Consider the following 20,272-nt stretch of genomic DNA (forward strand, 5'->3'; position numbering starts at 1 on the left):
GGAGAAGTATGTCAAAGCAGTATGATGTTGCGGTCGTAGGCGCCACCGGAGCGGTTGGCGAAACTATTTTGAAAGTGTTGGAAGAACGCAACTTCCCTGTTCGTAACCTGTACCCGTTGGCGAGCAGTCGTTCGGCGGGTAAAAAACTGGAGTTCAATGGCGGCTGGGTCGAAATTCAGGATTTGGCGACGTTTGACTTTTCTCAGGTTCAAATCGGTTTATTCTCACCGGGTGCAAGCGTGTCGCGGGAATATGCCCCAAAGGCGGCCGCAGCCGGTTGTGTCGTCGTGGATAACACGTCTGAATTCCGTTATGACGACGATATCCCATTGGTGGTTCCGGAAGTGAATCCTGATGCCGTGGCGGGTTATAAAACGCGCGGTATTATTGCCAATCCGAATTGTTCCACCATCCAGATGTTGGTGGCATTGAAGCCGATTCAGGATGCGGTGGGCATTACTCGCATCAACGTGGCCACTTATCAAGCGGTTTCCGGTTCTGGGAAAGAGGCGATTGACGAGTTGGCGACGCAAACGGCCAATTTGTTGAACATGAAGCCGGTAGAAGCCAATGTCTATCCGAAGCAAATTGCCTTTAACTGTATTCCGCAAATTGATGTTTTCCAAGAAAATGGTTACACCAAAGAAGAGATGAAGATGGTGTGGGAAACTCAGAAAATCATGGGTGACGACAGCATTTTGGTGAACCCGACAGCGGTACGTGTACCGGTCTTTTTCGGTCACAGTGAAGCGGTTCATATTGAAACCAAGGAAAAAATCACGGCGGAAAAAGCCAAGGAATTGTTCAAAGCGGCCGACGGCATTGTTTTGATCGATGAGCATCAGGATGGCGGTTACCCGACAGCCGTGACCGATGCCGCGGATACTAACCCGGTTTACGTCGGGCGCGTGCGTGAAGACATTTCATGCGAAAAAGGCTTGGATTTATGGGTTGTGGCCGACAACGTTCGTAAAGGCGCGGCCACCAACACGGTGCAAATTGCCGAACTGCTGATTAAGGGTCATATTTAATCTGTAATGGCGTTATTGGCAATTGGTATTGAATATCAAGGTTCGGCCTATTGTGGCTGGCAGCGACAACGTCATTGTGAGTCGGTGCAGCAGTATTTGGAAGGGGCCTTGTCGGAGATTGCCAACGAACCCATCGAGTTGAATTGCGCTGGCCGAACCGACACAGGTGTGCATGCCATTGGGCAAGTCGCGCATTTTGTGACCACGGCGGAGCGTCCCGATAAAGCCTGGGTGCAAGGGGCGAATACCAAGCTCCCACGTGATATCCGAGTCATATGGGCAAAGCCCATGCCGGATGACTTTCATGCCCGCTTCTCGGCGGTAGCGCGTCAATATCGTTATGTGATTTTCAATCGTTCCGTGCATTCGGCCATTTTGGCGCATCGTGTGGCCTGGGAAAGCTGGCCGCTGGATGAAAAGAAAATGCATCAGGCGGCGCAAACGCTCATCGGCGAACAGGATTTTTCTTCTTTCCGAGCGGCGGGTTGCCAAGCAGCGCACGCACGCCGAGAAGTGCAGTGGATAGCGGTGTCGCGGCGCGGCGATTTTGTGTTTGTCGATATTCGAGCCAATGCGTTTTTACACCACATGGTGCGCAATATCGTCGGCACCTTGTTGGAAGTTGGCCGCGGGGAAAAACCGGTGACCTGGGTAATGGATTTGCTAGCGAAACAGGACCGTACTCAGGCGGGGATGACTGCGCCAGCCGATGGCCTGTATTTTGTGAATGCCTTTTACCCGGAAGAGGTGGCGCTTCCGCAGGTCGAATTGAATGAATTGTTATGGCAAGGGTGATGTAATGCGAACGCGCATTAAAATTTGTGGGATTACGCGTCCAGCCGATGCGTTGGCGGCATCAGAAGCCGGGGCGGACGCGCTGGGGTTTGTATTCTACCCGTCCAGCCCGCGTCATGTTGAAATTGACCAGGCCTGGTCAATTGTTAAAACCCTTCCGGCCTTTGTGACCACGACGGCCTTGTTCGTCAACCCCGAGCCAGACCTGGTGAAAAGCGTGGTTCAGCGTTTGAAAATTGATTTACTGCAGTTTCACGGGGATGAAACGGCCGCGTTTTGCGAGCAGTTTGAACGGCCGTACATCAAAGCGGTGCGCATGCAACAGGATACCGACTTGGCCATGTTATCTCAGCGTTATGCGTCGGCTCAGGCCTTGTTGCTCGACACTTATGTAAAAGGTGTGCCAGGAGGAACCGGCGAAGCCTTTAACTGGGATTGGGTGGCGCCCTCGAAACGAGATGAAACCTGTTTGCCGGTTATTCTAGCCGGCGGGCTGACAGCGCAGAACGTCAGGCAGGCGGTTCAAACCGTTCAGCCTTGGGCGGTGGATGTCAGCGGCGGAGTGGAAGCCAGTCCGGGGAAAAAGTCGAAGGCACAGATTCAAGCATTTGTGGATGCGGTGAATGCATCCGAACCAAAGTGAAAATGAGACTGTTGGGTACCAAGGTCTCAAACGTAAGTATTTATATGAAAAGTGAGTTCAAGCATGAGTATTGATTATTCGCAATATCCTGATTCAAAAGGACATTTCGGTATCTATGGTGGCATCTTTGCGCCGGAAACCTTAATGGCGGCGTTAGAGGATTTGAATAAACAGTATGAAAGTCTGAAAATGACTCGGCATTTTTGGCCGAGTTGAGCAAAGACTTTCAGGATTATGTCGGGCGTCCAAGCCCGCTTTATTATGCTGAACGATGGTCCGAATCATTGGGCGGGGCGAAAATTTATCTCAAGCGCGAAGACTTAAATCACACCGGTGCGCATAAAATTAACAACACCATTGGTCAGGCCTTGTTGGCGAAACGCCTTGGCAAAACCCGTATCATCGCCGAAACCGGTGCCGGGCAGCATGGTGTGGCCAGTGCCACTGTAGCAGCACGGCTCGGTCTGGAATGTGTAGTGTATATGGGCGCGGATGATGTGGTGCGTCAGGCACCGAATGTGGCGCGCATGAAAATGCTGGGTGCGGAAGTGGTATCGGTGGAGTCCGGCACGCGCACCTTGAAAGATGCTTTGAACGAGGCCATGCGTGACTGGGTCACGAATGTGGACGATACCTTTTACATTATCGGTACTGTGGCCGGGCCGCACCCGTATCCGGCGATGGTACGCGATTTTCAGGCGATCATCGGGCGTGAAGCCAAACAGCAACATTTAGAAAAAGAAGGTCGCTTACCGGACGCGCTCATCGCTTGTGTGGGCGGTGGCTCCAATGCGATCGGTTTGTTCTATGATTTTCTGCCGGATGAGTCGGTTAAAATTTATGGTGTTGAAGCCGGTGGGCACGGTTTGGAGTCTAATGAACACGCTGCGCCTTTGTGTAAAGGCAAACCGGGCGTATTACACGGCAATCGCACTTATTTGATGGAAGATGAAAACGGCCAAATTATGGGGACCCATTCCATTTCCGCCGGTTTGGATTATCCCGGCGTTGGGCCGGAACATTCCTGGTTGAAAGATATTGGGCGTGTTGATTACGTGGCGATTAACGATGACGAAGCCTTACAAGGTTTCCGTGATTTGACGCGCTATGAGGGCATTATCCCGGCGTTGGAATCCAGCCATGCACTGGCGTATGCCACCAAATTGGCACCGACCATGCGCCCGGATCAGACCATTGTTGTGAATTTGTCCGGCCGTGGCGATAAAGATATGAACACCATCGCGAAGATAGAGGGGTTTGAGTTTTAAAATGAATCGAATTGATACAACATTGGCGGCCTTGAAAGAACAAGGCAAGACCGCTTTAATCCCTTATATCACCGCTGGTGATCCGCATCCGGACATGACCGTAGCCTTAATGCATTCGCTGGTCGAGCAGGGCGCCGATATGTTGGAATTGGGCGTGCCGTTTTCCGATCCCATGGCGGATGGTCCGGTCATTCAAAAAGCGGTGGAACGCGCGCTGGCGTATCAGGTCAGTATAAAAGATGTTTTTCGTTATGTAGCAGAGTTTCGTAAAACCGATACCCAAACGCCGATTATTTTGATGGGCTATTTGAATCCAATCGAAGCCATGGGTGTGGAAACGTTTGCCAAGCATGCAAAAGAGGCCGGTGTGGACGGTGTCTTGACGGTGGATATGCCGCCGGAAGAAACCAATGGCTACTTAAGCGCTTTGCAGGATGAAACCCTAAACCGAATCTTCCTAGTATCGCCAACCACGCCGGATGGCCGCCTGAATGCGGTGAACGAAATGGGCAGCGGTTTTGTTTATTATGTTTCTCTGAAAGGTGTGACCGGTTCAAAAGCCTTGGATGCATCCGATGTGGCGCAGCATGTCGGGCACCTTCGTCAAAAAACGGCGATGCCGGTGGCGATCGGCTTTGGGATTCGTGACGGTGAAACCGCTTATCAAATGGCAAAGCTGGGTGATGCCATTATTGTCGGTTCGGCTTTGGTGAGTTTGGTTGAGCAAAATGCCGGTCAACAATTATCTGTGATTGAACAGGTATTGAGTGATAAAATGCGCGAATTCAAACAGGCGATTGCGCGAGCAGACAGCGAATAACTGCCTGAAATAAACAGACAAAATATGTAACAGGCCATTGAGAAAATAAAGGTCGTTTGGAGAACATCATGAGTTGGTTTGAAAAGATTTTACCGAGTATCAAGCAAGTGACGGAACGTAAGAAAAACGTTCCGGAAGGGCTATGGACCAAGTGCCCGAAATGCGAAAGCACCTTGTATCGTTCTGAAGTCAAACGCAATCAGGAAGTGTGCCCGAAGTGTGATCACCATATGCGTTTGGGTGGGCGTCAGCGTTTGGAATCCTTTTTGGATGATGGAACGGCGGTTGAAATCTCGGCGAATATTTCGCCGGTCGATGCGTTGAAATTCAAGGACTTGAAGCCGTATAAATCTCGTATTGCGCAAGCGCAAAAAGCTACCGGAGAAAAAGATTCATTCGTGACCATGGTGGGTGAAATTCAGGGCTTGGAAGTGGTGGCTGGTGCTTTTGAATTTAAATTCATGGGCGGGTCCATGGGCTCTGTGATGGGTGAAAAATTCGTACGAGCGGTGAATGAAGCCATTGAACGGCGCTGCCCGTTGATTGTGTTCTCAGCCAGTGGTGGTGCCCGCATGCAGGAGGCCTTGTTCTCTTTGATGCAAATGGCCAAGACCAGTGCGGCGTTAGGAAAATTGCGTGAGCAGAATTTACCGTTTATTTCCGTCTTGACAGACCCGACCATGGGAGGGGTTTCGGCCAGTTTTGCGATGTTGGGCGATTTGAATGTGGCCGAACCCAAAGCCTTGATCGGGTTTGCCGGGCCGCGAGTCATCGAGCAAACGGTGCGAGAAAAGCTACCGGAAGGTTTCCAGCGCAGTGAATTTTTATTGGAACACGGTGCCATCGATATGATTATTCATCGACATCAATTGAGCGCCGAACTGGCCTCAGTGTGTCGTATGCTTTTGAAAAAGCCGGCGTAATGCCACGGTTGTTTTGTGGCATGATGACTGTTTAAGTTGTGAAACCGACCTCACACTCCAGCCTTCAAACATGGATCGATTGGCTGGTGTCTCTTCATGCCGAGGAAATTGACCTCGGTATCGAGCGCGTGAAATCCGTTGCTGAAATCATGGGGTTGATCCCTATGGCCTCCACGGTCATTTCTGTAGCAGGGACCAATGGTAAAGGTTCCAGTGTGGCGATGTTGAACGCCATCTACCAAGCCGCCGGGCTTCGAACCGGTGTGTTTACCTCTCCGCATCTACTGCGATTTAACGAGCGCATTCTTTTGGATGGTCGCGAAGCGACCGATACACAAATTGTAAATGCTTTTAATGCGATTGAAACCGCCCGTGGGCAAATCAAACTGACGTATTTTGAGTTTTCAACTTTGGCGGCCTTATGGCTATTTTCAAAGCAGACATTGGATGTGGTGATATTGGAAGTCGGTCTGGGAGGCCGTTTGGATGCGGTCAATCTAGTGGATGCTGACGCCAGCTTGATTACGGCCATTGATGTCGATCATCAGGATTGGTTAGGGTCGGATCGCGATCAGATAGCGGTGGAAAAAGCCGGTATCATGCGTTCCGGGCGCCCCAGTGTCTGTTCCGATGCCGATGTGCCGGCAACGCTATTGGATTATGCCCAACAACATCAGGTGCCGTTGCAATTGTTGGGGCGGGATTTCGGTTACATTGAAAATGACCAGGCCTGGTCGTTTAGCTTGCAGGGCACTGTGCAGTGCGCTTTGCCGTTGCCTGCGTTGAAGGGCCGTTTTCAGTTACAAAATGCGTCCGGGGTACTGGCATTGATTGAACAATTGCAAACCCGTTTGCCTGTGCCGGAAGCGGCCATTCATCAAGGGTTGAAAGCCGTCACGCATGCTGGACGCTTGCAGTCCATTCAGGAAGGGGGGCTGCATTGGTTGGTGGATGTGGCGCACAATCCCCAGGCCGCGATGGAATTGGCGCGCTTTCTGGACACGCAACCGATGATGGATATGGCGATTTTCTCGGTATTGGCCGATAAAGACGCTTTGCCGATGGCTCAAGCCGTGGCGCCTTTTGTGAAAAAATGGGCCGTTGCGGACTTGGCGGTTCCGCGTGCGATGTCGCTGGAAAACCTCAAAGCGCTTTTGCTTCGTGCGGGCGTTTCGGCCAATAATATAGTAGAATACTCGGATATTTCGGAAGCGGTTGCCGCTCATCGTAACGGCCCCTTAGCACGCATATTGGTTTGGGGGTCTTTTTTCACCGTTTCACAAGCGTTGGCCTGTTTGAACCATGACTGATCCAATCGACAATCAGGAACTTTCCGATTTTCAGGTATCTAAATATCGTTTGACGGGTGCCTTTGTGTGGCTGGGCTTGCTGGTCATTATTGTGCCGATTTGGTATAGCAATCCGGTGAATTTTGATCCGGCCGCGCAAAACGAAACGAGCGCGTCTGAGCCGAAAACCCTTTTGATTGAAAAACCGTTTTTATTGCCGGGAAACAATGATGAGACGTCTCGGGTCGAGGTGAATGCGCCAGCGGCAAGCCAGAAGGTGGCCGATTCGGCTGAAAGTGAAGAGAAATCCCAGACAGCTCCTCCGCAAAGCGCTTCGGAGGCAACACAGGGGGAAGCGCCGGCGACTCAGGCTGAACAGAAAGCCAGTGAGGCGGACGGAGGTAAGTCGGAATGGATTATTCGCCTGGTCGCATACCGAAAAAAAGAGATGGCGGAAGTGCTTCAAGAACGATTGAAATATGATTATGAAGCCTTTATAAAGTATTTCCCAAAAAGTAATTATTATTCTGTCAGAGTGGGGCCTTATACCTCGAAAAAGCTGGCGGAAAAAGATCAAAAACGTTTGGACAGACTGTTAAGAATACAGTCGCAACTGGTTAAATTTAAACGGACGCCCTAGCCGTTTAAGCGTGTCGAATTGGGCTATATAATCGGAGAAAACTCACCATGTGCGGGATCGTCGGAATCGTATCAAACACTCCTGTTAATCAAGAAATCTATGATGCCTTGACGGTATTGCAGCATCGCGGACAAGACGCGGCCGGTATTGTTACCTGCCAAGAAGGCCGGTTGTATCAGCGTAAAGATAACGGGATGGTGAAAGATGTTTTTCGAACGCGGCATATGCGCGACCTAAACGGCAATATGGGGATTGGACACGTACGTTACCCAACGGCTGGGAGTTCGTCTGGTGCTGAAGCTCAACCTTTTTATGTCAACTCGCCCTACGGGATTGCCATGGGGCACAACGGCAATTTAACCAATGCCGAACAGCTCGGCAAGGAACTGTATGAGCAGGACTTGCGTCACTTAAACACGAACTCCGATTCCGAAGTATTGCTGAATGTGTTTGCCCATGAATTGATGCAGCAGAAAAAGTTATTTGTGGATGCGGAAGATATTTTCAGTGCTATTTCCCGAGTGCATAAGCGCGCCCGTGGCGGGTATGCGGCTGTGGGGGTGATTCCGAGTGTGGGGTTGTTTGGTTTTCGGGACCCGTTTGCATTGCGCCCGATTGTGGTTGGGCAGCGTAAAATGTCTGCGGGTACGGATTACATGGTGGCTTCGGAAAGTGTGGCGCTGGATGCCGCCGGCTTTGAGTTGTTGAAAGACTTGGAGCCGGGTGAAGCTGTTGTGGTGAGTGAGGCGGGGAGTATTCAGTTTAAGCAGTGTGCTGACAACCCGCAATACAGTCCGTGTATTTTCGAGTTTGTCTATTTTGCGCGTCCCGATTCGATGATCGATGATATTTCGGTGTATAAATCGCGCTTGCGAATGGGGGAAAAATTGGCCGAACAGATTTTGCGTGATTGGCCAGAAAATGACATCGATGTGGTGATGCCGATTCCAGACACCAGCCGGACCTCGGCCTTGCAGTTGGCGGATATGCTCGGTAAGCCTTATCGAGAAGGGTTTATTAAGAATCGTTATATCGGGCGAACTTTTATCATGCCGGGGCAGACCTTGCGTAAAAAATCCGTGCGCCAAAAATTAAATGCCGTCCCTTTGGAGTTTGAAGGGAAAAATATTCTATTGGTTGACGACTCTATTGTTCGTGGCACGACGTCGGGCGAAATCGTGCAAATGGCCCGCGAAGCGGGCGCTAAAAAGGTTTATTTCGCGTCTGCGGCACCGGCTGTACGTTATCCGTATGTATACGGTATCGATATGCCAAGTGCGTCCGAATTGGTGGCGAATGGGCGAGATATTAAAGAAATCGCCGATTACATTGGGGCGGATCGTTTGTTCTACCAAGATCTGGACGATTTGATCGAAGCCGTCTGGCAGGGGAATAAATCGATTAAAGAGTTTGACACTTCCTGTTTCAGTGGCTGCTATGTCACCGGGGATATCACGCCGGAGTATCTTGAATCACTGGACCAAAACCGAAACGATTCGGCGCAAACCTCTCAGAAACGTGTCGGTCAGGAGCCGGTCGGCATTTATAATGGTGATGCTTCTGATGACTGATGATTATGATTTGGAAACGCTGGCCATCCGTTATGGGTATGATCAGACACAGGAACAAGAAAACTCCGAAGCGATTTTTCCGACCTCCAGTTTTCGTTATCACTCCGCTCAGCAGGCCGCTGACCGCTTTGCCGGAAATGAAGCGGGGAATGTGTATTCCCGCTTCACCAACCCTACGGTGCGCGCTTTTGAAAAGCGCTTAGCCGCGTTGGAGCAGGGTGAAAGCTGTGTGGGCACCGCTTCTGGTATGGCCGCTATTTTATCGACGTTTTTAGGATTACTGGAATCCGGCGATCACATCGTTTCATCGAGAAGCGTATTCGGTACGACCAAAGCGCTGTTCGATCGTTACCTGAAAAAGTTCGGTATTGACATTACTTATGTGCCTTTGACGGAGTTGGACGCATGGCAAAAGGCCATTACGCCAAAGACCAAAGCGTTATTCTTAGAAACCCCTTCCAATCCTTTGACCGAAGTGGCCGATTTGACGGCCCTGGCGGACTTGGCGCATGGGAATGAAGCGCTTTTAATTGTCGATAACTGTTTTTGCACGCCGGCGCTGCAAACGCCTTTGACGTTGGGGGCCGATTTAGTGGTGCATTCCGCGACAAAGTTCTTGGATGGACAAGGTCGTATGATCGGTGGCGCGGTTGTGGGGTCTGAAGCCTTGATTGAAGAACATATTCGAGGCGTGATTCGCACGGCAGGGCCGTCGATGAGTCCGTTCAATGCCTGGGTCTTTCTCAAAGGCCTGGAAACCTTGAAGCTACGCATGGATGCACATTGCGAGCGCGCATTGCGCTTGGCGGAATGGTTACAGTCCCATCCAGCGGTGGAATCGGTGTTTTATCCAGGCCTGGCGTCACACCCTCAGCATGATTTGGTGGCGAAACAGCAAAAAGGACCGGGCGGATTATTGTCTTTTCGGGTTGTGGGCGGACGAGAGGAAGCCTGGCGGGTGGTGGATGCCACACAAATGATATCGATTACCGCTAATCTGGGCGATGTCAAAACCAGTATTACTCATCCTGCCACCACCACGCATTGTCGTGTGGAGTCGGAAGAGCGTTTGGCCTGTGGGATCAGTGAAAATTTATTGCGGGTGTCGGTTGGTTTAGAAAGTTTTGAGGATATTCGAGCGGATTTGAATCGAGGCTTGGAGGCGTTGCTTTAACGGAGACCGTTAAAGCAAGCTGAAGAAAGATTATTTCGGTAGTTGAAGTTCCGATTCTTCATTTTGGCGGAAAATCACAACGGTTTTACCGATGGATTGAACTAGTTCGGCACCGGTTTGTTGCACGATGTAATCGATGATGTCTTTCCGATCGGCTCTTTCCGCCGACGCCATTTTGATTTTTAACAACTCGTGATGCGATAGGGCGTTTTCCAGTTCTTGCATCAGGTTGTCTGTTAAGCCGTTGGCTCCGATCATAATGATCGGGTTCAAGCCGTGCGCAATCCCTTTAAGAAATCGTTTTTGGTTATTTGAAAGTTTTTTGGTCTGTGACATTGAATTTCCAAAACATATTATTATGAAGTATCAAATCGACATGGATAACTTATGTCGGTTTGACGATAACAGCAACGAAGTTGTGTTTTGCCGAAAGCCCTTTAACGTAACGGTTGGTTTCGGTGAAGTGATATTCTAGCGGAAAAAGTAGTAAAACACGATGGCAAGAAGTAAATCCAGCGCTGGCTGGCTGAAAGAACATTTTGACGATTACTATGTAAACAAAGCCAAGCAGGAAGGTTGGCGTTCCCGAGCAATTTATAAATTGCAGGAAATCGATGAAAAAGATCGGCTGTTTCAAAAAGGAATGACCGTCATCGACTTAGGCGCGGCACCGGGCGGTTGGTCGCAATGGACGACCCATAAAGTCGGAGATCAGGGACGGGTGTTTGCTCTAGATATTCTACCGGTGGAACCCTTTGCCGGCGTGACGTTTATTCAGGGTGATTTTCAAGAAGATGATGTTTATCAAGCCTTGTTAGATGCGCTGGATGGCCGGGAAGTCGATTTGGTCATGTCGGATATGGCTCCGAATATGACCGGCAATAAAGGTGTCGATATCCCGCGTGCGATGTATCTGGTGGAGTTGTGTGTGGATTTGGCTGAACAGGTTTTGAAGCCTAACGGCGATTTGCTGATGAAGGTCTTTCAGGGTGAAGGGTATGACCAGCTTTTAAACAACCTGAGGCAGCAATATCAGAAAGTCTTAACGCGTAAGCCGAAGGCGTCTAGACCACGAAGTAAAGAGATTTACGTACTGGCGAAAGGCAAGAAGTCTTAAGTCGACAATTATGATGGTTAAAAACAATTATCATGATGTAAAAAAACAATGGGGTGCTTAAGCATCTATAAAGAATATTTATGGTGTTTTGTGGTAAAGTGACGCCTATATAACAGTCAAAAAATAGCGAAAGCGAGTGATTCCGAAGGTGGATTATGAAAAATGATATGTTGAAAAATATTTTGATTTGGACAGTGGTGGCCACGGTGATGCTGTCCATTTTTAACCATTTCAGCGGTCAAAAATTGATGGGTAGCAGCTCTCAGTTAGCGTATTCGGATTTTATCGATCAGGTACGTGGTGGTTCGGTCAGCCAAGTTTCGATTGAAGGCGGAACGATTCATGGTGTCTTCACCGACGGAAAGGCTTTTACTACCTATAACCCAGGCGATGCCGGTTTGATGGGCGATTTGTTGAACAATAATGTCAAAGTGACCGCACGTCCACCAGAAAAACAAAGTTTGTTGATGCAGATTTTTATTTCCTGGTTCCCGATGTTGTTGTTGATTGCCATCTGGATTTTCTTTATGCGTTCCATGAGTGGTGGAATGGGTGGAAAGGGCGGCCCAATGTCATTTGGTAAAAGTAAGGCGCGTATGCTGACAGACGACCAGGTTAAAGTGACTTTGGAAGATGTGGCCGGTGCCGATGAAGCCAAAGAAGAAGTTGGGGAAATCGTCGACTTTTTGCGCGATCCGGAAAAATATCAAAATTTAGGCGGTAATATTCCGCGAGGCGTTTTAATGGTAGGGCCGCCGGGGACAGGTAAAACCTTGTTGGCGAAAGCCATTGCTGGTGAAGCGAAAGTACCATTCTTCAGTATCTCCGGTTCGGACTTTGTGGAAATGTTCGTCGGGGTGGGCGCGTCTCGTGTGCGTGATATGTTCGAACAAGCCAAAGCGCATTCCCCGTGCATTATTTTTATTGATGAAATCGATGCGGTGGGGCGTAGTCGTGGGGCCGGCATGGGCGGTGGAAACGATGAGCGCGAGCAAACCTTGAACCAGATGTTGGTGGAAATGGACGGTTTTGAGGGCAATGAAGGGGTGATTGTAATCGCCGCCACTAACCGTGCCGATGTATTAGATCCCGCGTTGTTGCGTCCGGGGCGTTTTGACCGTCAGGTGACGGTTGGATTGCCGGATGTGCGAGGACGAGAGCAGATTTTGAAAGTGCATATGCGCAAGGTACCTTTGTCGGATGATGTGAAGCCAGCCTTGATTGCACGTGGAACCCCTGGTTTTTCGGGAGCGGATTTAGCGAACCTGGTGAATGAGGCCGCTCTGTTTGCAGCTCGTAACAATGATCGCCTGGTGACCCAAGGGCATTTCGAAAAAGCCAAAGACAAAATCCTGATGGGGGTTGAGCGTAAGAGCATGGTGATGAGTGAGGAAGAGAAAAAACTCACGGCTTACCATGAAGCCGGGCACGCCATTGTCGGGTATTTGGTGCCAGAACATGATCCGGTTTATAAAGTCAGTATTATGCCCCGTGGACGAGCACTGGGTGTGACCATGTATTTGCCGGAAGAAGATTCTTACAGTTACAGCAAACGTAAGCTGGAAAGTCAGTTGTCGAGCTTGTACGGTGGACGCATTGCCGAAGAAATGATTTTTGGAGCGGATGCGGTCACGACCGGTGCCAGTAATGACATTATGCGTGCCACTCAGATTGCTCGAAATATGGTGACCAAATGGGGGCTATCCGACAAGCTGGGGCCTTTGATGTACGAAGAAGAGGATAACGGTTCTTTAATGGGGTCGTCGCGTAACGCGAATGTATCCGGCGAAATCTCTAAAGAGATTGATATCGAGATTCGTAACCTGATTGACCGAAACTATCAGCGTGCTGAGCAGATTTTGACGGATAAAAACGATGTGCTGCATGCCATGGCGGATGCCTTGATGCAATATGAAACCATTGATTCGGATCAGATCAAAAATCTGATGGAAGGCAAGGAACCGGGTGAACCGAAAGATTGGCAGCAAGGTTCCTCCGGTGGCGATGATTCGTCTTCGACACCGGTGTTAAGTGATGAGGCTGAAGCGCCGGAAAATAATGCTAAAACCGATTTATCCTCGGATGATTCGGTTGAAGGCGGCGAGCCAAAATTACATTGATTCCATCTGGAATGTTTAGAAAAACCCCTTTATGGGGTTTTTTTTATGGAGATAAAGCACGTGACGCTGATTGAAAAAATGCATGATCCCGGTTTGGAAATGCCGTTGGTGATGGGTATTTTAAATGTGACCCCGGATTCGTTCTCTGATGGCGGTCAATTCGTGTCGAAAGAGGCCATTTTGCGCCAGGTCGACTCCATGGTTGCGGCTGGAGTGGATATCATTGATATTGGCGGAGAATCGACCAGGCCTGGTGCGCCGGAAGTGTCGCAACAGGAAGAGTTGGATCGGGTGTTACCGGCCATCGAATTGGTCAAGAGTCACTGCGAGGCGTATGTCTCAGTTGACACCTATAAGCCGCAGGTTATGAAAGAATCTCTGTCTTTGAAGGTAGATATGATTAATGATATCAATGCTTTGGAGTCGGATGGTGCGCTGGATTTGGTCGCCGACTCAGGGGTGGCGGTGTGCCTGATGCATAAGAAGGGAACGCCCAAAAATATGCAGGCGAATCCGGTATATGAGAATGGCGTGTTCAATGAAGTGTTTAAGTATTTGGCCGCCAAGGCCGATGAGGCTGTCCAGCATGGCGTGAAGCGTGAAGCGATTGTATTGGACCCAGGGTTCGGTTTTGGCAAGACCTTGACGCATAATGTTGAGTTGTTTGAGCGACTTGAGATGTTTTCTGAATTACAATACCCAGTCTTGGTCGGCGTATCGCGTAAGCGAATGATTGGTGAATTGCTTGGCGATGTACCGGTTGGTGAGCGCATGATTGGCAGTGTCGCGGCGGCGTCATTGGCCGCGCTGAAAGGGGCTAAGATTGTCCGGGTGCATGATGTGACCGAAACGGTACAAGCTCTGAAAGTGACCATGGCGTTGTTGTAAAAATAAGAGATGTTGGGTTTTAAATAGATGGCAAGAGAAAAGAAATATTTCGGTACGGACGGGATTCGTAATCAAGTCGGAAAAGGGTTGATTCGTCCCGATCAGATTCTGAAGCTTGGCTGGGCAACGGGGAAGGTGCTTAAAGAGCAGGGTGGGACCAAGGTTATGATTGGTAAGGACACTCGTATCTCAGGCTATATGTTTGAATCCGCATTAGAAGCCGGCTTTATTTCTGCGGGAATAGATGTGTTGTTGCTGGGACCAATGCCGACGCCGGCGATTGCTTACTTGACACAAACGTTTCATGCGGATGCGGGGATTGTGATCAGTGCGTCGCATAATCCGCATTATGATAACGGCATTAAGTTTTTTTCCGGAAAGGGCAAGAAAATTTCCGATGAGATGGAATGCAATGTTGAAGCGGCTTTTGAAGAAGAATTGTCCATTTGTTCATCATCCAAATTGGGGCGTGCTAAACGGGTTGATGACGCGGCAGGTCGTTATATCGAATTTTGTAAAAGCACCTACGACAGTTTTCAGAAACTTGACGGTTATAAGGTTGTGCTGGATTGCGCCAACGGAGCGACCTATCACATAGCGCCATCCGTATTTCGGGAGTTAGGAGCGGAAGTGATTACCATCGGGGCCGAGCCGGATGGTATCAACATCAATGAGAATTGCGGTGCGACCGACTTAGAGCAGCTTCAAGCGCGAGTGCTTTTGGAGAAAGCCGATTTCGGCATTGCGTTTGACGGCGACGGCGACCGCGTCATGATGGTGGATGGAGAAGGCGAGGTTGTCGATGGTGATGAAATTCTCTATATTCTCGCCGCTGGATCCAAGTTTCCGGTCGAAGGGGTGGTTGGCACCTTAATGACCAACCTAGGGCTGGAAAATGCTTTAAAAGAAAAAGGGATCGAGTTGCTCAGAACTGCTGTTGGGGATCGTTATGTCATGTCAGCCTTAGTGGAAAACGGGTGGTCTTTAGGTGCGGAACCATCCGGCCATGTTTTGTGTCTGAATAAAGCATCGACGGGAGACGGTATTGTAGCGGCTCTGCAAGTGGTTGCGATTTTGGTTGAGTCTGGCCAAAAATTGCAGGATTTGAAGCGAGGTATGAAAAAATATCCGCAAATTCTCAAGAATGTTCGTATAGATGGCGTCGCAAACCTAGAGGGGAATGAGGCGTTGAATGCCGCTGTTGAGGCATCGGAAAAAAGAATGGCCGGAAAGGGGCGTGTTTTGATTCGCGCATCTGGAACGGAACCCTTGATCCGGGTAATGGTAGAAGGGGAAGATTTGACCTTAGTGGAAAGCGAAGTTTCAAGCCTTGTACAGGCCGTTGAAACAGAATTTTGTTAAGATTGTCAAGATTGTTTTTTGAAAAAGAAACCGCTAATATAGGCGGAATTTTGTGTCGGAGACTAAACGGGATGAGACAGTTATTCGTTGCTGGGAATTGGAAAATGCACGGGGATAAGGCCTCAATCAAAACACTTGTGACCGGTTTGAATGCTCAGGCAGAATCAGTCGGGAATGTATCGGTTGCCGTTTGTCCACCTGCGGTGTATTTAGACTATACAAAAAATTGCTTAGTGGCAAGTAATATTGCCATGGGCGGGCAGAATATCGCGGTGGAACCCGTTAGCGGCGCTTATACAGGGGAAACGTCCGCTGCGATGTTGAAAGACCTAGGGTGTGATTATGTGATTTTGGGGCATTCGGAGCGCCGAGCCATTTATGGTGAAACCGATGCGGAGATTGCCGATAAGGTTAAAACGGCTTTGGACATGAATTTGACCCCCATTTTGTGTGTGGGTGAAACCCTTGAAGAGCGCGAGTCCGGTCAATTGGAAAGTGTTATTTCAACTCAGTTGAATGCCGTTATTGATATGGTCGGCATCGCCGCCTTTGATAAAGTTGTGATTGCGTATGAACCGGTTTGGGCGATTGGAACCGGAAAAACCGCCTCCGCCGCTCAGGCGCAAGAAGTGCATGCCTTTATTCGTGGGCTATTGGCATCCAAAGATTCGACGGTTGCGGAGAAAGTTATTATTCAATACGGTGGCAGTGTCAAACCTGACAATGCGGCCGAGTTATTTAGTCAGCCGGATATTGATGGCGGTTTGATTGGCGGTGCTTCTTTGAACGCCGACGATTTTATCGCCATTTGTCGTGCGGCAGGAGAACAGTAATATGTTTCAAATTATTTTGGCAGTCCATTTGGTGATTGCATTTGTTTTGATTGTGCTGGTGTTGCTACAGCAGGGGAAAGGAGCCGATGCCGGTGCCAACTTTGGTGGCGGATCTTCTCAGTCCGTGTTTGGCAGCAGTGGCTCCAATAGTTTTATGCTCAAAGTGACGTCCGTTGTTGCGGTGGTGTTTTTTATCACCAGTTTAACTCTGGCGTACTTGGGCGCTCAGCAAGCTAAGGGCTATCAAAGTGTTGTGCAAAAGCCTGTTGTTGAAGAAAAAGCGGATACGTCGCCGGAAGAACCGGTCGTACCGAACTGATAAAAGAATTTGCCGATGTGGTGGAATTGGTAGACACGCTATCTTGAGGGGGTAGTGGCGTAAGCCGTGCCGGTTCAAGTCCGGCCATCGGCACCATGATTAACGAGCGCAGGATGCGCTAATAACGATACAAGCTGAATTCATCAGCGGAAATCAAAATGTAGCGGTGCATTTTGAACTAGAGGGGCTTAAAACCTATGCTAGAAAATTATTTACCCATTCTCGTTTTTGTCGTATTGGGCATTCTGTTTGGTGTCGGGCCTATTGTAATGGGCTATATTTTGGGCCCTAGAAAGCCCGATCCAGAAAAACTGTCGCCTTATGAGTGTGGCTTCGAAGCCTTTGAAGACTCTCGGATGAAATTCGATGTCCGCTTTTATCTGGTCGCGATTCTGTTCATTATTTTTGACTTGGAAATTGCTTTCCTGTTTCCGTGGGCGATCGCGCTGGAAGAGGTGGGGACCTTTGGCTTAATGGCCATGGCCGCTTTCCTGTCGTTGCTGGTCGTTGGCTTTATCTATGAATGGAAAAAAGGAGCGCTGGAATGGGAATAGAAGGCGTTTTAAAGGAAGGGGTAGTCACCACTTCTGCAGATAAGCTCATTAACTGGGCCCGTACGGGGTCTTTATGGCCGATGACGTTTGGCTTGGCTTGCTGTGCCGTGGAGATGATGCATGCCGGTGCGGCACGTTACGACTTGGACCGTTTTGGCATTATTTTTCGCCCAAGCCCTCGCCAATCGGACGTGATGATCGTTGCGGGAACCTTGGTCAATAAAATGGCGCCAGCTTTGCGTAAAGTCTATGACCAAATGGCCGAGCCGCGTTGGGTGATTTCGATGGGATCCTGTGCTAACGGCGGAGGGTACTATCATTATTCCTATTCCGTTGTGCGTGGTTGTGACCGTATTGTTCCGGTAGATATTTATGTGCCGGGCTGCCCTCCAACGGCTGAAGCTTTGTTATACGGCATTATTCAGCTGCAAAATAAAATTAAACGCACGAACACGATTGCGCGCTAGTCTGAAACAGAACGGGAAAGTTTTATGAAACAATCGGTATTGGATTTACAAACAAACGTTCAAACGGCCTTGGCGGATGCCGTGGTCGCTTCAGAAATCGCCTTGGATGAATTGACGGTTGAACTGGCCCCTTCTCAGGCGCTCAAAGCATTTGAAAAGCTGAAAACGGATTTGGGTTTTGAGTTATTGATCGACATTTGCGGTGTGGATTACTTGGCATATGGTGATGTAACTTGGGAAACCCGCAAAGCGACGAAAGCCGGCTTTAGTCGTGGTGTTTTTGATTTTGCAGAAGATGAGTCCGATGACAATGTTGATTTGCCAAGACGGTTTGCCGTCGTCTATCACTTATTGTCTGTCGAGCATAACCTTCGCTTAAGAGTGAAAGTGTTTCCGGAAGATTCGAAGATGCCGGTCGTGGATTCAGTGGTTTCGATCTGGAATTGTGCCGATTGGTATGAACGTGAAGCGTTTGATTTGTTCGGGATTTTGTTTAGCGGTCACCCGGACTTGAGACGTATTTTGACCGATTACGGTTTCGTGGGGCATCCGTTGCGTAAAGATTTCCCGTTGACGGGGCATGTTGAAATGCGCTACGACGCTGAGAAAGCACGAGTTGTTTATGAGCCTGTTACGATTGAGAACCGCGTGAATGTACCGCGCGTGATTCGTAATGATGCCGAACCTAATGGATAAGTAGAGCTAATTATGTCTGAAATTCGTAACTATACCCTTAACTTCGGTCCTCAGCATCCATCTGCACACGGCGTGTTGCGTTTGGTTTTGGAGTTGGACGGCGAAACGATTGTCCGCTCTGATCCGCATATTGGGCTGTTGCATCGTGGAACGGAAAAATTGGCGGAGTATAAACCTTATAACCACTCCATCGGTTATATGGATCGTCTGGATTATGTTTCCATGATGTCGAACGAGCACGCCTATGTCATGGCGATTGAAAAAATGCTCGACTTGGACGTGCCGGAACGCGCGCAGTACATTCGCGTGATGTTCGATGAAATTACCCGTATTTTGAATCACTTGATGTGGCTGGGAGCGCATGCTCTGGATATCGGCGCCATGACGGTCTTTTTGTACGCTTTCCGTGAACGCGAAGACTTAATGGATTGTTATGAAGCCGTTTCCGGTGCGCGGATGCACGCCACTTATTATCGTCCAGGTGGCGTCTATCGTGATTTGCCGGATACCATGGCGAAATACGAGGAATCCGAATGGCATTCCGGTAAAAAATTAGATCAGCTGAACGAAACACGCGAAGGTTCGTTGCTGGACTTTATTGAAGCTTTTACAGAGCGCTTTCCAGGGTATGTTGACGAATATGAAACCCTGTTGACCGATAACCGAATCTGGAAGCAAAGAACGGTGGATATCGGTATTGTATCGCCAGAGCGCGCGATGCAGTTGGGCTTTACTGGCCCGATGTTGAGAGGCTCGGGCATTGCATGGGATTTGCGTAAGAAACAACCGTATGAAGTCTACGATAAGTTGGATTTCGATATCCCTGTCGGACAAACCGGTGATTGTTATGACCGCTACTTGGTACGTGTCGCGGAGATGCGTGAATCCAATAAAATTATCAAACAATGTGTGAAATGGCTGAAAGAAAACCCAGGCCCGGTCATTTCTGAGGATCATAAAGTGACGCCGCCTTCTCGTGAAGACGCCAAGTCAAGCATGGAGGCGCTTATCCATCACTTTAAACTCTTTACGGAAGGGTATTCTGTTCCGGAAGGAGAGGCCTATGCCGCGGTTGAACACCCAAAAGGTGAATTTGGTATTTACATGGTTTCGGATGGCGCCAACAAGCCTTACCGCTTGAAAGTCAGAGCGCCTGGCTTCCCGCATCTGGCCGCTCTGGATGAAATGGCAAAAGGGCATATGATTGCGGATGTCGTAGCCATTATAGGGACACAAGATATCGTATTTGGGGAGATTGACCGATGAGTTCAGTGAATGAAAACATCATTCAAGGCGACGTGAAAGCGCGCATCGACCGTTGGGTGTCACATTATCCGGCTGATCAGAAGCAATCGGCGGTCATGCCGGCTTTGCGTATCGTCCAAGAGGTGAACGGTGGTCATTTGACAACCGAACTGATGGATCAGGTGGCGGATTATTTGGATATGACACCGATCGCGGTCTATGAGGTGGCCACCTTCTATTCCATGTATGAACATGAACCGGTCGGCAAGCATAAGATTTGTTTGTGTACCAATATTTCCTGTATGCTGCGCGGCAGCGATGAAATTCTAGAACATTTGGAAAACAAACTTGGCGTGGGTGTCGGTGAAGTAACGGACGACGGCAAGTTTACCATCAAAAAAGTGGAGTGCCTGGGCGCATGTGGCGGGGCTCCAATGATGATGATCGGTAAGGAATATTATGAAAACCTGACCGAAGCATCCGTTGATGAAATTTTAGATGGCTTGGAGTAGTGAAA

General features: G+C 49.3%; 21 protein-coding genes, 1 tRNA gene and 1 pseudogene. 22 read left to right on the plus strand and 1 reads right to left on the minus strand.

The genetic code is table 11. From position 1 onward, the window contains the following. Positions 1-8: 8 nt before the first annotated feature. The 10 genes and pseudogenes from AC0KH7_RS03985 to AC0KH7_RS04030 all read left to right on the plus strand — a co-directional run bounded on the left by AC0KH7_RS03985 (position 9) and on the right by AC0KH7_RS04030 (position 10,154). Positions 9-1,031: an aspartate-semialdehyde dehydrogenase gene (locus AC0KH7_RS03985; RefSeq protein ID WP_472370918.1), complete on the plus strand. Its 1,023-nt coding sequence runs from the start codon at positions 9-11 to the stop codon at positions 1,029-1,031. Between the two features lie 6 nt (positions 1,032-1,037). Then, the gene (gene truA, locus AC0KH7_RS03990) at positions 1,038-1,826 is read left to right on the plus strand and encodes a tRNA pseudouridine(38-40) synthase TruA (protein ID WP_472370920.1); all 789 of its coding nucleotides are present in this window, start codon (positions 1,038-1,040) and stop codon (positions 1,824-1,826) included. A 4-nt stretch (positions 1,827-1,830) separates the two neighbouring features. Continuing rightward, positions 1,831-2,469 carry a phosphoribosylanthranilate isomerase gene (locus AC0KH7_RS03995; protein ID WP_472370922.1) on the plus strand — a complete coding sequence of 213 codons (639 nt, stop codon included), beginning with the start codon at positions 1,831-1,833 and terminating at the stop codon, positions 2,467-2,469. A 63-nt stretch (positions 2,470-2,532) separates the two neighbouring features. Further along, positions 2,533-3,737: pseudogene (trpB, locus tag AC0KH7_RS04000) on the plus strand (tryptophan synthase subunit beta). Between the two features lies 1 nt (position 3,738). Continuing rightward, a complete protein-coding gene (gene trpA, locus AC0KH7_RS04005; RefSeq protein ID WP_472370924.1) occupies positions 3,739-4,557 on the plus strand; it encodes a tryptophan synthase subunit alpha in 819 nt (272 codons plus the stop codon). A gap of 68 nt (positions 4,558-4,625) precedes the next feature. Beyond that, positions 4,626-5,480, plus strand: coding sequence for an acetyl-CoA carboxylase, carboxyltransferase subunit beta (gene accD, locus AC0KH7_RS04010; RefSeq protein ID WP_472370926.1), 855 nt, complete (start codon positions 4,626-4,628; stop codon positions 5,478-5,480). A gap of 38 nt (positions 5,481-5,518) precedes the next feature. Then, positions 5,519-6,790, plus strand: a complete 1,272-nt coding sequence (gene folC, locus AC0KH7_RS04015) for a bifunctional tetrahydrofolate synthase/dihydrofolate synthase (protein WP_472370928.1) — start codon at positions 5,519-5,521, stop codon at positions 6,788-6,790. Next, complete coding sequence (locus AC0KH7_RS04020; protein ID WP_472370930.1) at positions 6,783-7,409, plus strand: SPOR domain-containing protein; 627 nt, start codon at positions 6,783-6,785, stop codon at positions 7,407-7,409. The genes folC and AC0KH7_RS04020 overlap by 8 nt, the downstream gene beginning before the upstream one ends. Positions 7,410-7,456: 47 nt before the next feature. Further along, a complete protein-coding gene (gene purF, locus AC0KH7_RS04025) occupies positions 7,457-8,980 on the plus strand; it encodes an amidophosphoribosyltransferase (RefSeq protein WP_472370932.1) in 1,524 nt (507 codons plus the stop codon). Continuing rightward, on the plus strand, positions 8,973-10,154 hold the full coding sequence (locus tag AC0KH7_RS04030; protein WP_472370933.1) for an O-succinylhomoserine sulfhydrylase: 1,182 nt from the start codon (positions 8,973-8,975) through the stop codon (positions 10,152-10,154). Before purF ends, AC0KH7_RS04030 begins: the two co-directional genes overlap by 8 nt. A 30-nt stretch (positions 10,155-10,184) precedes the next feature. Here AC0KH7_RS04030 and yhbY read toward each other — a convergent pair whose 3' ends face one another. Then, positions 10,185-10,490, minus strand: a complete 306-nt coding sequence (yhbY, locus tag AC0KH7_RS04035) for a ribosome assembly RNA-binding protein YhbY (protein ID WP_472370935.1) — start codon at positions 10,488-10,490, stop codon at positions 10,185-10,187. A gap of 160 nt (positions 10,491-10,650) precedes the next feature. Between yhbY and rlmE the strand changes: the two genes are divergently transcribed. From rlmE to nuoE, 12 genes are all read left to right on the plus strand, one after another. Next, on the plus strand, positions 10,651-11,271 hold the full coding sequence (rlmE, locus tag AC0KH7_RS04040; RefSeq protein ID WP_472370937.1) for a 23S rRNA (uridine(2552)-2'-O)-methyltransferase RlmE: 621 nt from the start codon (positions 10,651-10,653) through the stop codon (positions 11,269-11,271). A 155-nt stretch (positions 11,272-11,426) separates the two neighbouring features. Next, positions 11,427-13,391, plus strand: coding sequence for an ATP-dependent zinc metalloprotease FtsH (gene ftsH / locus AC0KH7_RS04045; RefSeq protein ID WP_472370939.1), 1,965 nt, complete (start codon positions 11,427-11,429; stop codon positions 13,389-13,391). Positions 13,392-13,436: 45 nt separating this feature from the next. Beyond that, positions 13,437-14,279: a dihydropteroate synthase gene (folP, locus tag AC0KH7_RS04050; protein ID WP_472370941.1), complete on the plus strand. Its 843-nt coding sequence runs from the start codon at positions 13,437-13,439 to the stop codon at positions 14,277-14,279. Between the two features lie 27 nt (positions 14,280-14,306). Next, positions 14,307-15,641 (plus strand): phosphoglucosamine mutase, encoded by a 1,335-nt coding sequence (glmM, locus tag AC0KH7_RS04055; protein ID WP_472370943.1) that lies wholly within the window; start codon positions 14,307-14,309, stop codon positions 15,639-15,641. A gap of 71 nt (positions 15,642-15,712) precedes the next feature. After that, positions 15,713-16,474, plus strand: a complete 762-nt coding sequence (gene tpiA, locus AC0KH7_RS04060; RefSeq protein ID WP_472370945.1) for a triose-phosphate isomerase — start codon at positions 15,713-15,715, stop codon at positions 16,472-16,474. Position 16,475: 1 nt separating this feature from the next. Further along, positions 16,476-16,793: a preprotein translocase subunit SecG gene (gene secG / locus AC0KH7_RS04065; RefSeq protein ID WP_472370947.1), complete on the plus strand. Its 318-nt coding sequence runs from the start codon at positions 16,476-16,478 to the stop codon at positions 16,791-16,793. An 11-nt stretch (positions 16,794-16,804) separates the two neighbouring features. Continuing rightward, positions 16,805-16,889: transfer RNA gene (locus AC0KH7_RS04070), tRNA-Leu, on the plus strand. A 101-nt stretch (positions 16,890-16,990) separates the two neighbouring features. Beyond that, positions 16,991-17,347, plus strand: a complete 357-nt coding sequence (locus tag AC0KH7_RS04075; RefSeq protein WP_029937665.1) for an NADH-quinone oxidoreductase subunit A — start codon at positions 16,991-16,993, stop codon at positions 17,345-17,347. Beyond that, on the plus strand, positions 17,338-17,814 hold the full coding sequence (locus AC0KH7_RS04080; RefSeq protein ID WP_029937666.1) for a NuoB/complex I 20 kDa subunit family protein: 477 nt from the start codon (positions 17,338-17,340) through the stop codon (positions 17,812-17,814). Before AC0KH7_RS04075 ends, AC0KH7_RS04080 begins: the two co-directional genes overlap by 10 nt. Positions 17,815-17,838: 24 nt before the next feature. Then, positions 17,839-18,510 (plus strand): NADH-quinone oxidoreductase subunit C, encoded by a 672-nt coding sequence (locus AC0KH7_RS04085; RefSeq protein ID WP_128384615.1) that lies wholly within the window; start codon positions 17,839-17,841, stop codon positions 18,508-18,510. 12 nt (positions 18,511-18,522) lie between these two features. Continuing rightward, the gene (locus AC0KH7_RS04090) at positions 18,523-19,776 is read left to right on the plus strand and encodes an NADH-quinone oxidoreductase subunit D (RefSeq protein ID WP_128384616.1); all 1,254 of its coding nucleotides are present in this window, start codon (positions 18,523-18,525) and stop codon (positions 19,774-19,776) included. Beyond that, entirely contained in the window at positions 19,773-20,267 is a 495-nt protein-coding gene (gene nuoE / locus AC0KH7_RS04095) for an NADH-quinone oxidoreductase subunit NuoE (RefSeq protein ID WP_472370949.1), read from the plus strand. The genes AC0KH7_RS04090 and nuoE overlap by 4 nt, the downstream gene beginning before the upstream one ends. Positions 20,268-20,272 lie beyond the last annotated feature (5 nt).

The organism is Hydrogenovibrio sp., from assembly GCF_965140365.1.
Taxonomy (GTDB): Bacteria; Pseudomonadota; Gammaproteobacteria; order Thiomicrospirales; family Thiomicrospiraceae; genus Hydrogenovibrio.